This window comes from Mesorhizobium sp. C277A (genome assembly GCF_040324395.1).
Taxonomy (GTDB): Bacteria; Pseudomonadota; Alphaproteobacteria; order Rhizobiales; family Rhizobiaceae; genus Mesorhizobium.
The window spans coordinates 2,360,463-2,374,383 of sequence record NZ_JAMYVW010000002.1 but is presented as its reverse complement, the minus strand read 5'-3'; the positions used below and the strand labels follow the sequence as shown (position 1 = coordinate 2,374,383).

Genomic DNA, 13,921 nt, shown 5'->3' with positions numbered 1-13,921 from the left:
GCTGCCGGATGCCTCCGGCTTCACACCACGACCACCCGCGCTCGTTTGCGGGACTGGATAGGAGATACCCGATGCTGAATTCCGTTTCCCTGACATTTCCCGATGGCTCCGTCCGCGACTATGACGCGGCGATGACCGGTGCGGGCCTCGCCGAATCGATCTCGAAGTCGCTGGCCAAGAAGGCTGTCGCCTATGCCATCGACGGCACCGTTCGCGATCTTTCCGACCCGCTTGGCAAGTCCGGCAAGGTCGAGATCATCACCCGCAGCGATCCGCGCGCGCTGGAGCTCATCCGTCATGATGCAGCACACGTGCTGGCGGAGGCCGTGCAGGAACTGTGGCCGGGAACGCAAGTGACCATCGGGCCGGTGATCGAGAACGGATTCTATTACGACTTCGCCCGCAACGAGCCGTTCACGCCTGACGATTTCCCGGTGATCGAAAAGAAGATGCGCGAGATCATTGCGCGTAACAAGCCGTTCACCAAGGAAGTCTGGTCGCGCGACAAGGCGAAAAAGGTCTTTGCCGAGAAGGGCGAGCGCTACAAGCTCGAGCTGATCGACGCCATTCCCGAAGACCAGGATCTCAAGATCTATTCCCAGGGTGACTGGTTCGATCTCTGCCGCGGCCCACACATGGCCTCGACCGGCCAGATCGGCAACGCGTTCAAGCTGATGAAGGTGGCCGGCGCCTATTGGCGAGGCGATTCGAACAACCCGATGCTGACCCGCATCTACGGCACGGCCTGGGCCGAGCAAGCTGAACTCGATGCCTACCAGACGATGCTGGAAGAGGCAGAGAAGCGCGACCACCGCAAACTCGGCCGCGAGATGGACCTGTTCCATTTCCAGGAAGAGGGGCCGGGCGTCGTCTTCTGGCACGCCAAGGGCTGGAAGATGTTCCAGAATCTGGTCAACTACATGCGCCGCCGCCTCGACGAGCAAGGCTACCAGGAGGTCAACGCACCGCAGGTTCTCGACAAGAGCCTGTGGGAGACGTCGGGCCACTGGGGCTGGTATCGCGATGCCATGTTCAAGGTGACGGTGGCCGGCGACGACACCGACGACGACCGCGTGTTCGCGCTAAAGCCGATGAATTGTCCGGGCCACGTGCAGATATTCAAGCATGGGTTGAAATCCTATCGCGATCTGCCCGTAAAGCTTGCGGAATTCGGCAATGTGCATCGTTACGAACCGTCCGGCGCCTTGCACGGGCTGATGCGCGTGCGCGGCTTCACGCAGGACGATGCGCACATCTTCTGCACCGAGGAGCAGCTGGCCGCGGAATGCCTGCGCATCAACGATCTAATCCTGTCGACGTACGCCGATTTCGGCTTCGACGATGTCAGCGTGAAGCTGTCGACGCGGCCGGATAAGCGCGTCGGCACCGACGAGGCCTGGGATCATGCCGAGGCGATCATGGGCAACGTGCTGGATACAATCAGGACGCGCTCGGGAAACCGCATCAAGACCTCGATCAATCCGGGCGAGGGCGCTTTCTACGGGCCGAAATTCGAATATGTGCTGAAGGACGCGATCGGCCGCGAATGGCAGTGCGGCACCACGCAGGTCGACTTCAATCTGCCGGAACGCTTTGGCGCCTTCTACATCGGTTCGGATTCGGAAAAGAAGCAGCCGGTGATGGTGCATCGCGCCATCTGCGGTTCGATGGAACGCTTTCTCGGCATCCTGATCGAGCATTATTCCGGCCATTTCCCGCTGTGGTTCGCGCCGCTGCAGGTGGTTGTGGCGACGATCACCTCGGATGCTGACGACTATGCGCGAAAGGTTGTCGCACAGTTGAAGGCGGCAGGACATTTGGCCGAACCGGATCTGCGCAACGAGAAGATCAACTACAAGGTGCGTGAGCATTCGCTGGCCAAGGTTCCTGTGATCCTCGTCTGCGGCAAGCGCGAGGCGGAGGAGGAGACGGTCAACATCCGCCGGCTTGGCTCGCGCGATCAGGAATCGCTCAAGCTGGCCGACGCGCTGAAGCTGCTTTCCGACGAGGCTGTTTCGCCCGACCGAAGGCGCAGCGCGGCCTGAGCAATCAATATTTCGGAGAAATGGCGGTGGAGCGATCCACCGCCATTTTCACATGCCTGTCACGCCAACCTTGTAACGAGCCCCCATGCTCAAGCTGAAGATACGGGAAAGGCCGTTTCCCGAACTCTCCTACGCCAATGCGAGCCAGCCGGCGCTGACGCGCTGGTTCATCCATTCCATTGAAGGTCTGTCGGGGCGCGACCGGTATGCCGCGCTCTATGATTTCTGGGCCGCCAGGTGGCGCCGACCGGCGAGCGCGTGTTCAGCCGCATGCTGGAGCTGATCGACGTCGAGGTGCGCAGCACCGATCGGTGGCCGCCGGCGGGGCTGCCGGACACCCCGCTGGTGATCGTCGCCAACCACCCGTTCGGCATTGGCGACGGCATTGCCGTGCTGTCGCTCGTCGAGCAGCTCGGGCGTCCGTTCCGCGTCATGATCCACAAGGATCTGCTGAAGGTCCGCGAAATGGAACCGTACTCGCTGCCGATCGACTTTTCCGAGACCAAGGACGCGGTGAAGAACAACTTGGCGGTACGCCACGAGGCGGTGCGGCTGCTCAGGGAAGGCGTCACCATCGTGGTATTTCCGGCCGGCGGCGTCGCCACCGCGCCGAAAGGCTTTGGCCGGGCGCGCGACCTGCCGTGGAAGATGTTTCCAGCGCGCCTCGTGCAGGACGCCAAGGCGTCGGTGGTGCCAATGCATTTTTCCGGGCAGAACGGCCGGCTGTTCCATCTGGTCAGCGGCCCGATGAACATGGGGGAGCGCGAAGGAAGGCTGGCGAAATTCGTCGGCAAGGCGTCGCTGACGTTGCGCCTTTCAATGCTCATCCGCGAATTCGCGCGGCTGTCCGGCAAGACGATCGACGTGCGCGTCGGCGATGTGCTGAGCTGGGATGAGTTGGAGCCATTGCGCGACCGCAAGACCTTGCTTGATCGCCTTCATCGCGGCGTCTTCGATCTAGCGCCCGACGCGCCGCGCGGCCGGGTCCACTTCCTGCAGCGCCGCCTGCACAAGGCCGCCTGACGTAGCCCTGAACTACCACTTCAACTGAGAGCCAAACCGAGCCAATGGGCGCGCCGGTCAGTCGGCGCCTTCCTCGGGATCGATGGCCGACGCCTCGGTGGCCAGGACCTCGATCTCCTGGTTCTGTCCGGCAACGACGGTGAAATCCTTCTGGTAGATGCGGTCGCGGTTCTTGGCGATGATGGTGTATTGGCCTTCGGCCAAGACCATCGAGGCGAAGGCGCCGACGGCCTCCTTGATCGGGTCGCCGGATTCGTTGAGCAGCGACCAGGATGTATCGGCGATGGCCTCGCCGCCGGTCTCGCGCACCAGCTTCATGGTCTCCTCCGCCGCGCGATGCTCGACGGTGGCTTCGGTCAGCTTGCCGGCCTCGACGCGGATGTCGGAGCGAATGACGGCATTGACCGCGCCATAGGTGGAGACGACATGATAAACGCCGGCGTTGAGCCGCACGACGCTGTTCGGCTCGACATCGGGAATGATCAAAGCGCGGTCGCCATTGGCCTCGGCGGTGCCCTCATAAATGGAGAAGCGCAGTTTTTTCGGCGGAATACGCACGCCGCCCGACAGCACCGCGTCGAGCTTGAGGCCGCCGGCATCGAGCACCAGGCTTTCGCGCCTGGCGTCCTTGCCGACGGTGATGCGCTTGGTGGCGCCGGCGCGTCCGTAGGAGGCGTGGACCAGATAGCTGCCGGGCTCGAGCTGGAACACAGCGCTGCCGCCACGCGCGGAAGCCACCATCGGCAGCTTGCCGTCGCCGGCGGCCTCGGGCTTGAAGACGCGCCAGACGATGCCGCGCGTGATGTCGGCGCCCTTGTCGGTCAACTGCGCCGACAGCGTTATGGCGCCGCCGCCACTGAGCGCCAGCGGCGTCTCGCCCTTGGGCGTCGCATAGCTCGAAATATCGGGAAGTTTCAGATTGCCGATGCCGTCGGCATTCTGCGCCATGGCCATCGAGGCCGGCGCAAACAGCGCTACGGCGAGCCAAATCAGGAAAAGGCGCGATGTCCCCTCAAACATGCCTTGCGTTGAAGCCCAAGGCGGTGGCAATTTCAAGGCTTAAGAGTCCGATCCGCCTTGGCAACGGCTCTTTCGTTCGGCGCGTCCGCGCCAATGCACGAGCCGCCCCACCCGCAATGGCGCGCTTCAGCTCAAAATCGAGTGCTTTAGGAGACCTGGCCCCATGGCGTCGCCGATCATCGACTTCCTGCTGACCCGAAACTCCGCACCGATTCCTGAATTGAAGGAACCGGCGCCCAGCGATGCCGATATCGCGACCATGATCGCGGCTGCAAGCCGTGTGCCCGATCACGGCCGACTGGAGCCGTGGCGCTTCATCCTTTATCGCGGCGAGGCGCGATTCGAGATCGGCAGGAAGCTGGCGGCGCTCGCCGAACAGCGCGAAGGGCCGCTGCCGGAAAACCGCCGCAACCAGGAGCTTGCGCGGTTTTCCCGCGCGCCGCTGGTGATCGGCGTGGTGTCGGTTCCGAAGGACAATCCAAAAATCCCGCAATGGGAAATGTTCCTGTCCGGCGGCATGGCGGCGCTGAACCTGATGATCGCGGCCAACGCGCTGGGCTATGGCACCAACATGATCAGCAACTGGTATTCCGACGTCGCGGAGGGCAGGGCGATCCTGGGGCTGGCGCCGCAGGAGCGCGTCGTCGGCTTCATCCATGTCGGCTCCTACCAGGGCCCGGCGCCGGAACGGCCGCGGCCCGATCCGGCAAAGCTCTATGCCGATTATACTGGGCCGTGGAACGGCTGACACCCGAAAGCGATTCCCCTTTATTTAAACACAGGCTAAGACAGCGGCTTCGGCGATGCGTTGGGGGTTGGCGCATCGACCATGGGGATTTTTTTGGGGGTCGCCGGCGACATGAAGAAACGAGACTCGCTGCGAACCCGGCTGCGCTATGGGTTTGACAAGAGCATGGCGGCCGGGCCGATCGCGCTGATCGGCTGGCTCGCCGTCGCTTCGCTGCTGATCATCATCGCCGCCGCGGCTTTTCTTGCGGTGACCCGCATCGCGCCGGAGGGCGGCGAACCACTGAACTTCTTCGAAGCATTCTGGGAATCGCTGATGCGCACGCTCGATTCCGGCACGATGGGCGGCGACACCGGCTGGGCCTTTCGTCTCGTCATGCTCTTTGTCACGCTCGCCGGCATCTTCGTCGTGTCGGCCCTCATCGGCGTGCTCAGCGCCGGCGTCGACAGCAAGCTCGATGAATTGCGCAAGGGCCGTTCGCGGGTGCTGGAGAGCGACCACACCATCATCCTCAACTGGTCGCCGTCGATCTTCGACGTCATCTCCGAACTCGTCATTGCCAATGCCAGCCGCCGCCATCCGCGCATTGTCGTCATGGCCAATATGGACAAGGTGGCGATGGAGGACGAGATCGCCGCCAAAGTCGGCAGACTGGGCAATACACGCATCATCTGCCGCAGCGGCGACCCGACCGACCTCTACGATCTGGCCATCGTCAACCCGCAGACCTCGCGCTCGATCATCGTGCTGTCGCCGGACGGCGACGATCCGGATTCGCAGGTGATCAAGACGGTGCTGGCGCTGGCCAACGACCCGAACCGGCGCACGGCGCCCTATAACATCGCCGCCGAGATCCGCGACGGAAAGAACGCCGAGGTCGCCCGCGTCGTCGGCGGGGCGGAGGTGCAGCTTGTCCTGGCCGACCAGCTGATCTCACGCATCGTCGTGCATTCGAGCCGGCAGTCGGGTCTCAGCGGCGTTTATTCGGAGCTGCTCGATTTCGACGGCTGCGAAATCTACACGACCGAGCAGCCTGATCTCACCGGCAAGACCTTCGGCGAGGCAGTGATGGCGTATGAGCATTGCACGCTGATCGGGCTCTGCGACCAGCAGGGGCGCGTCAATCTCAACCCGCCGTCGGAGCTGGTAATCGGCAAGGACATGCGCGCCATCATCATTGCCGAGGACGATGCCGCCATCAAGCTGGGAAGCGCCGGAGCCAAGATCGATGCCGCGGCAATCCTTCGCCATCAGCCCATCGAGGCGAAGCCGGAGCGCACGCTGATCCTTGGCTGGAACCGGCGCGGTCCGATCATAACCTATGAACTGTCGCGCTACGTCGCACCTGGGTCAATCCTGACCATCGCCGCCGATACGCCGGGCCTCGAGCAGGAAGTTGCCGGACTGCCGGTCGTCGGCGACAATCTGTCGGTTTCCTGCCGCATCACCGACACGTCGAGCAGCACAGCACTGGCAAGCCTGGACGTGCCTTCCTACGACCACGTGCTCGTCCTCGGCTACAGCGAGACCATGGCAGCGCAGCCCGCCGATACGCGCACGCTGGTGACGCTGCTGCATCTGCGCAAAATCGCAGACGATGCCGGCACGCACATCTCGATCGTCAGCGAGATGATCGACGTGCGCAACCGCGAGCTGGCGGCGGTGACTAAGGCCGATGATTTCGTCGTCAGCAACCGGCTGGTCAGCCTGATGCTGGCGCAGGCATCGGAGAACCAGCATCTCGCCGCGATCTTCGATGATCTGCTCGACGAGGAGGGCTCCGAAATCTACATGCGTCCGGTCGGCGACTATGTCGCCATCGACCATCCGGTGACGTTCTGGACGATCGCGGAATCGGCGCGTCTGCGCGGCGAGATCGCCATCGGGCATAGGCGCGTTCGCGCTGCGCAGAATGATGAGCGGGCTCTGGGCGGCATCACCGTCAACCCGTTGAAGTCGCAAGCGCTGGCCTATCTGCCGGAGGACCGGGTCATCGTGCTGGCGCGGGACTAAAACCCGGCTGCCTTGGCGCGAGCCAGAAGCCGCTCGGCGAGCCTGAGATGCGGCCGGTCATACATCTTGCCGTCAATGCCGACCACGCCAGGATTTCCGGCCGCCTCGAAGGCCGCGACGATGGCCTGCGAGCGTTGCACTGCCTCCGCCGACGGTGTGAAGGCGGCGTTGATGACCGGCACTTGCGCCGGATGGATCGCCATCTTGCCGGTAAAGCCGTCACGCTCGGCCTCCGTGCATTCGGCTTCGAAGACGGCCATGTCGCGAAAGGCGGGGAAGACCGTGTCGATCGCCGCGACTTCGGCCGCGCCGGCGGCGAGGATGGTCATGGTGCGGGCAAGGCGGAAGACATCGGTGTATCGACCGTTGTCGTCGCGCGCAGCCCGCGCACCGATCGCCGCGGACAGATCTTCGGCACCCCAGGTGAGGCCGGCAAGCCGGGCGCTTGCCCCGGCGTAGGTCGCGGCGGCCAGCAAACCGGCAGCCGTCTCGGTGATGATCGGCAGGATCTTGATCGCGCCATCCGGCAATCCGTTTTCGGCCTCATGCACGCGGAGCTTTACGGATAGCTGCTGAACATCCTGGCCGCTGTTCGACTTCGGCAGCATGATGCCGTCGGGCTTTGCAGGAACCAGCGCGGCCAGATCATCGTCGGTCAATCCGGTCGAGAGATCGTTGACGCGGATATAGATGGCGGAGCTTGTCTGCTGCCGATTGCCGGTGATAAAGCGTGCCGCGATGTCGCGTGCCGCCGCCTTGTTTTGTGGCGCCACGGAATCCTCGAGATCGACGATGACCACGTCGGCGCCGGCGCCAAAGCCTTTGTCCAGCTTCTTTTCGGAATCGCCGGGAACAAACAGCAGCGAGCGCATCAGGCCGCCTTTTTCATCATCATCGCCTGGCGGGTGCATTTGGCAACGAGCACATCGTTCTGATTGTAGGCGTGATGCTCGAACTCGACGATGCCGCGGTCCGGCTTGGATTTCGAGTCCCTGACTGAGAGCACCGTCGTTTCGACACGGATGGTGTCGCCGTGGAAGACCGGGTGCGGAAACACCGTCTCCCTCATGCCGAGATTGGCAATTGTGGTGCCGACGGTGATGTCATTGACGGAAATGCCGATCATCAGGCCGAGCGTGAACAGCGAATTGACCAGCGGTCTGCCCCATTCGCTCTTGGCGGCGAAGTCGAAGTCGATGTGCAGCGGCTGCGGGTTCAGCGTCATCACCGAGAACAGCATGTTATCGCTTTCGGTGACGGTCTTGCGCAGCGTGTGCCGAAAGACATGTCCGACGACGAACTCTTCGAGATAAAGCCCGGGCATCGTTTTTCTCCTCCGCTGCCTGACGGTTGATAGGCGCTGCCCATGCCACCCGCAAGCCAGTTAATAAACATGGTGAACCGTTCGTAAACCATTTCTGCCTAGGGTCATTCCTGGGGCCGGAAGCTTTCCGGCAAGGGGCGTAGCAGGCAGTATGGTTGTCTCGCATTTTCTCAAATGGATCTACACCGCGAGAGTTTCGGAGCGCGCCGCGGCGGCGAGCGCGCTGGCCCGCGCCTACGTCAATTCCGACCTGCCTTTCGAAGACCGTTGCGCGGCCGAAGCGGCGCTGACGCTGCTGCTCGACGACGCCTCGTCGAAGGTGCGGCTGGCTATGGCCGAAGCGCTGTCGATGAGCCATCACGCGCCGCTGCAGATCATCAGCGCGCTTGCCTCCGATCAGCCGGAAGTGGCAGCCCTGGTGCTGGCGCGCTCCCCGCTGCTGACGGACGCCGACCTGATCGACCGCGTCGCGGCCGGGCACAAGGCGACGCAAAAACTGATCGCCGACCGGCCGGTCGTTTCGATGGCGGTTGCCGCGGCAATCGCCGAGATCGGCGAACCGGAAGCGTGTGCGGCGCTGCTCGCCAATGACGGCGCCGATATCGCGTCGCTCAGCTTCCGCCGCATGGCCGAGCGGCATGGCCATATCGCTCATTTGCGCGAGGCAATGGTCACGGATGTGCGGCTGCCGGCCGACTGCCGGCACATGCTACTGGTCAAGCTCGGCGAAACGCTGAAGGCTTCGCCGCTGGTGATGGCGCTGATGGGGGCGGCCAGAGCGGAGCGGGTCACGCGCGATGCTTGCGTCAAGGCTTCGGTGCGGCTGGTCGAAGGCACGCGCGCGGAGGAACATGCGGCACTCATCGAACATCTGCGCCTGCGCGGCGACCTGACCGCAAGTTTCATCATCCGTGCCATTGCCCACGGCAAGGTCGACTTTTTCGGCTCGGCCCTGGTCGCGCTCAGCCAGCAGTCGGAGCAGCGGGTGCGGGCCTTGCTCGCCGGCGGCCAGGACGTTGCGTTGCAGGCGCTGTTCCGCAGCGCCGGCCTTGCCGCTTCCACCCATGGCATCATCCTGCGCGCGCTCAAGATCTGGCGCGAAGTCGCCAACGGCAAGCGCCTCGCCGGCGTGCAGGAAGTCAGCTGGCTGATGCTGAAGGAACTCGGAGGTCAATCCACTGAGGGCGATCTCGCCGGCCTGGTCAAGTCGATCCATCTCGACGCGCTGCGGGAAAACGCGCGCGGGCATGCGCTGGCGATAGCCGCGGCCTGACGCCCTAGCCACGGTCCCTGGTGAAGAAATCCGGGAAATCCTCGATCGCGGCGGCGATGATGCGCAGCGAGGCTGCGATCTGCAGCGTGTCGGCACTACCGCTGCGCTCTGAGAGGCCGGCTGCATATTGCCGGGCCACAGTGACAGTTGCTGTCTGCGGATCGCCGGGTGCGCGAAAGAGCAGTTCACGCGCCAGGCCGCGCAGGAAATTGGCAATCGAGAGCGCGGTGTCGGAAGGAGTGGACGGGCTCTGCTGCGCGGCGCGCAGGCGCAGGATTTCGAGGCCGACGGCAACGGCGGCGACCCCGCCGCCCAAGATCGCATCGCCCTTCCTGCCGGCATTTTGCAAGAGCGGCATCAGCTGGTTGATGCGGTCATAGGCCAGACTCTCGAAGGCCGAACGCCGCGGTACGCGCTCGTGCAGACACAGCCGCGCCAGATCCTCGCGCATGGCGCGCACGATGCGGTTGGCCGCGCGCCATGGATCCACCGGCAGCACCACGATGAAGACGCCGATGGCCAGCAGGATGCCGACCAGCACCGACGCCGAGCCGGCGAAGAACGGGCCTGGGGCATAGGTCATCGCCTGATGCGGGCTGAGGAAGGCGAGGAAATTGATTGCAAACGCCGTCGCCACGCCGACGGTGCGTGGATTGGCCATGCCCAGCGCCGTCGGTACCAGGATCGGCACGACAAACAGCGTGAACCAGCCGAAGCCGGGCAGGGCAGGCAGCGCGACCTGGCCGACAAGGAAGGCAAAGGGCAAAGCCAGCAGCGTTCCCTTGAAGAAGCCCCAGGACACCCGCACCGGATCAGGCCGCGCGGCGAAAAGACTGGAGACGACGGCAACGAGGATGACGGTGCCGGCCGCATCGGACCATTTCGTCGTCAGCCAGAAGGCGGCGACCGCCAACGTGGCAAGGGCGGCGCGTATGGCATTGCGCGAAGCCCCGGGATAATCGCGGTGCACCACCAGCGCAGGCGGCTGCCTGTTGCTCCGGATAGGGCGCGTCACCGGTGCGCGCAGGGCGTCGAGGCCGCGCAGCACCTGCTTGAAGGCTTCGGCGAAATCGGCGGCGATGGTGAGGCGGGTTATGGTGCCGACCCTGTCGTCGCCCTGATCGGTCGAGGCGTCGGGCATTTGCCGGGCCTTGCCGGCGATGGCGTCGAGCCGCGTCACCCAGGGCGACGTGTCGTCCAGCGCCTCCGGCGTGGCTGCCAGCTCGCTGACCAGCGACTGCAGTTCGGAGCGCACCGGAATGAGGGCTGCGCTTTTCGGCGCGGCATGCGAATGCAGCGCGCGTGCCGCCGACAGCGCCGACAGAAGCTGACCGATGGTGAGGCGGACCGGATGGGCGCGGGTGGCGAAGCTCGGTGCTTCGAGCCGAGCATAGGTGCGCATCTCGGCCAGCATCTGGGCGTCGCTGATCAGCTTGCGGTGCAGGCCGGCCAGCGTCGCCGGGTCGCCGCCGGAAAAAGCGCCGCCTGCATAGGTTGCGAGGTCGAGGATGCTGCGCTTCAACCTGGAGATGATGGCATCAGCGGCCAGCTTGGGCAGGATCAGCCGGCTGGTCAGGCCGGCGCAGACGATGCCGAGCACGATCTCGGCGCAGCGCGCGACAGCGAGATCGACGACCACGTGCGGCTGGCCGAAAGCCGGCAGCCCAATGATCATCGCGGTATAGCCGGCAAGTGCGGCGCCATAGGCTTCCGGATTGCGCAGCAGCGACGAAACCAGCGTGCACAGCCCAATCCAGACGGACAGCGCCGTGACCAGCAGCCAAGGATTGGTGCCGAAAACCGAGGTGATGCCGATCGCCGCAAGTCCACCGGCCAGCGTGCCGAGCAGCCGGTAAAAACCTTTCGCCAGCACCATGCCGGCGACCGGCTGGGCGACGATGAAGACCGTCATCATCGCCCATTGCGGGTGGTCGAGTTTTAGCGCGTAAGCGGCGAGAAGCGCGATCAGACCGGCCGAAACCGTGCGCAGGGCGAAAATCCAATCCGAGCGCGTCGGCTGCGTCAGGCCCGCCAAACTGGTTTCGAAGTCGCTCTTCAGCCGCGCCCAGATCACAAGCTGGTCTCCGTATCGGAAGCGCAGGCTAGAGCAGTTCCAGGAAAAGTGTGAAACGGTTTTCCGCCCGGAACTGCGTCAAAACGAAGAGTTGGCCGGCGCTCAGATATCCAGCACTTCCGTCGCGGCGAATTCGGCGCGTTCCTGGATGAAGCGGAAGCGGGCTTCCGGCTTGGTGCCCATCAGCGCGTCGACAGCATCCTTGGTCGCCGCCACGGCGTCGATAACATCGACCCTGAGCAGCGTGCGCTTCCTCGGGTCCATGGTGGTTTCCTTGAGCTGCGCGGCCATCATCTCGCCCAGGCCCTTGAAGCGGCCGATCTCGACCTTGGCGCGGCCGGTGAATTCGGTGCGCAACAGCTCGTCCTTGTGCGCATCGTCCCTAGCATAGGCAACCTTGCCGCCTTGCCGGATCGAATAGAGCGGCGGCACCGCCAGATAGAGATGGCCGCCGTTCACCAGGTTCGGCATTTCCTGGTAGAAGAAGGTGATCAGCAGCGAGGCTATGTGAGCGCCGTCGACGTCGGCGTCGGTCATGATGATCACGCGGTCGTAGCGCAAATCCTCGTCGCGGTATTTCGAGCGCGTGCCGCAACCGAGCGCCTGAATCAGGTCCGAAATCTGCTGGTTGGCGGCTAGCTTGTCGTTGCCGGCGCTGGCGACGTTGAGGATCTTTCCGCGCAGCGGCAGCACCGCCTGGCTGGCGCGGTCGCGCGCCTGCTTGGCCGAGCCGCCGGCCGAGTCGCCTTCGACGATGAACAGTTCGGCGCCCGCGGCGGCATTCTGCGTGCAGTCGGCGAGCTTGCCGGGAAGGCGCAGCTTGCGCACCGCATTCTTGCGCGACACTTCCTTTTCCTGGCGCCGGCGCACCCGCTCGTCGGCGCGCGCAATCACCCATTCCAGCAGCTTGGAGGCTTCCTGCGGATTGTCGGCCAGCCAGTGGTCGAAGGGATCGCGGATGGCGGTCTCGACAATGCGAATGGCTTCAATCGTTGCCAGCCTGTCCTTGGTCTGGCCGACGAATTCCGGCTCGCGGATGAAAACCGACAGCATGCCGGCCGCCGAGATCATGACGTCTTCGGAGGTGACGATCGAGGCGCGCTTGTTGCCGACCAAGTCGGCATAGGCGCGAAGCCCGCGCGTCAGCACATTGCGAAAGCCGGCCTCATGCGTGCCGCCCTCGCCAGTCGGGATGGTGTTGCAGTAGGAGTTGACGAAGCCGTCACCGCCGAACCAGGTCACCGCCCATTCCAGCGAGCCGTGGCCGCCCTGCTTCTCGCTCTTGCCGGCGAAGATTTCGCGGGTCACCTGGAAATCATCGCCGAGCGATGCCTTGAGATAGTCCTTCAAGCCGCCGGGGAAATGGAACTCCGCCTTGGCCGGCGTCTGGTCCTTTTCCTTGATCAGCGATGGGTCGCAGCTCCAGCGGATCTCGACGCCGCCGAACAGATAGGCTTTCGAGCGGGTCATGCGATAGAGCCGTGCCGGCTCGAAGGCGGCGCCCTTGCCGAAAATCTGCTCGTCGGGATGGAAGCGGATTTTGGTGCCGCGCCGGTTGTGCACTTCGCCGAGCTGCTCCAGCCCGCTCACCGGAACGCCGCGCGAGAACCTTTGGCGGTAAAGCTGGCGACCGCGCGCGACCTCGACTTCGAGATGGTCCGACAGCGCATTGACGACCGAGACGCCGACACCGTGCAGACCGCCGGAGGTCTCATAAACCTTGCTATCGAACTTGCCGCCCGAATGCAGCGTCGTCATAATGACTTCGAGCGCCGGCTTCTTGAATTTCGGATGCGGATCGACCGGAATGCCGCGGCCATTGTCGGTGACGGTCAGAAACCCGTCGGCCGACAGCTCGACATCGATGAAAGTGGCATGGCCGGCGACCGCCTCGTCCATCGAATTATCGATGACCTCGGCAAACAGATGGTGCATCGCCTTGTCGTCGGTGCCGCCAATATACATGCCGGGACGGCGCCGCACCGGCTCCAGCCCCTCCAGCACCTCGATGTCGGCGGCGCTATAGCCCTCGCTGCCGTCCTTGGTCGCGGCAGGACGCTTCGTGGCCTGCACCAGCGGGTCGGCCGGGCGCGAAGGTGTCCGAGCCGGTTGGGGCTGCTTTTCCAGATTGCCGAAAAGATCGTTGTTGTCGTCCATGCCTGCCATAGAATCCGGTGCCGCGAATCACCCGTCGATACTGCCACGCTTTTCGGCGCCAAGCGACGGAAGTTCCTGTTACGTTCGGGGATTTAACCCCTTCTTATCCTAAAACCTTTCGATAACCAAGCCGGCGGAAATAGGTCCGTGCGGAGCCGCTGGGATTCCTGAATCTTTAACAAAGCGGCCTAGCGTCGCCCCAACAAAACAAAAGACCACGAGAGTCAGGGGTTGGTTGTGAGGG

The 13,921-nt window shown here is 64.0% G+C and carries 9 protein-coding genes and 1 pseudogene; 5 read left to right on the top strand and 5 right to left on the bottom strand.

Annotated features, from left to right (window positions below):
- The first annotated feature begins 71 nt into the window (after positions 1-71).
- Together thrS and NKK52_RS11895 are read left to right on the top strand one after the other, a co-directional pair.
- Positions 72-2,045: a threonine--tRNA ligase gene (gene thrS, locus NKK52_RS11900; protein WP_023681608.1), complete on the top strand. Its 1,974-nt coding sequence runs from the start codon at positions 72-74 to the stop codon at positions 2,043-2,045.
- Between the two features lie 85 nt (positions 2,046-2,130).
- Positions 2,131-3,068 (top strand): annotated as a pseudogene (locus tag NKK52_RS11895) (lysophospholipid acyltransferase family protein).
- A gap of 57 nt (positions 3,069-3,125) precedes the next feature.
- Here the strand turns inward: NKK52_RS11895 and NKK52_RS11890 are convergent.
- Positions 3,126-4,088: an RgsD C-terminal domain-containing protein gene (locus tag NKK52_RS11890; RefSeq protein ID WP_023667612.1), complete on the bottom strand. Its 963-nt coding sequence runs from the start codon at positions 4,086-4,088 to the stop codon at positions 3,126-3,128.
- Positions 4,089-4,251: 163 nt separating this feature from the next.
- On the opposite strand from NKK52_RS11890, the gene NKK52_RS11885 reads away from it, so the two are divergent.
- Both NKK52_RS11885 and NKK52_RS11880 read left to right on the top strand, forming a co-directional pair.
- Entirely contained in the window at positions 4,252-4,836 is a 585-nt protein-coding gene (locus tag NKK52_RS11885) for a nitroreductase family protein (protein ID WP_023667611.1), read from the top strand.
- An 81-nt stretch (positions 4,837-4,917) separates the two neighbouring features.
- Complete coding sequence (locus tag NKK52_RS11880; protein ID WP_245263041.1) at positions 4,918-6,849, top strand: CASTOR/POLLUX-related putative ion channel; 1,932 nt, start codon at positions 4,918-4,920, stop codon at positions 6,847-6,849.
- Here NKK52_RS11880 and NKK52_RS11875 read toward each other — a convergent pair.
- A complete protein-coding gene (locus NKK52_RS11875; protein ID WP_023681606.1) occupies positions 6,846-7,721 on the bottom strand; it encodes an HpcH/HpaI aldolase/citrate lyase family protein in 876 nt (291 codons plus the stop codon). The genes NKK52_RS11880 and NKK52_RS11875 overlap by 4 nt on opposite strands.
- Positions 7,721-8,233, bottom strand: coding sequence for a MaoC family dehydratase (locus NKK52_RS11870; RefSeq protein WP_502903002.1), 513 nt, complete (start codon positions 8,231-8,233; stop codon positions 7,721-7,723). The genes NKK52_RS11875 and NKK52_RS11870 overlap by 1 nt, the downstream gene beginning before the upstream one ends.
- Positions 8,234-8,324: 91 nt before the next feature.
- Between NKK52_RS11870 and NKK52_RS11865 the strand changes: the two genes are divergently transcribed.
- Entirely contained in the window at positions 8,325-9,446 is a 1,122-nt protein-coding gene (locus tag NKK52_RS11865; protein ID WP_023681604.1) for a DUF2336 domain-containing protein, read from the top strand.
- 4 nt (positions 9,447-9,450) lie between these two features.
- Here the strand turns inward: NKK52_RS11865 and NKK52_RS11860 are convergent, their stop codons facing one another.
- Positions 9,451-11,520, bottom strand: coding sequence for an FUSC family protein (locus NKK52_RS11860; protein ID WP_023681603.1), 2,070 nt, complete (start codon positions 11,518-11,520; stop codon positions 9,451-9,453).
- Between the two features lie 102 nt (positions 11,521-11,622).
- Entirely contained in the window at positions 11,623-13,677 is a 2,055-nt protein-coding gene (parE, locus tag NKK52_RS11855) for a DNA topoisomerase IV subunit B (RefSeq protein WP_023681602.1), read from the bottom strand.
- Positions 13,678-13,921: the final 244 nt, after the last annotated feature.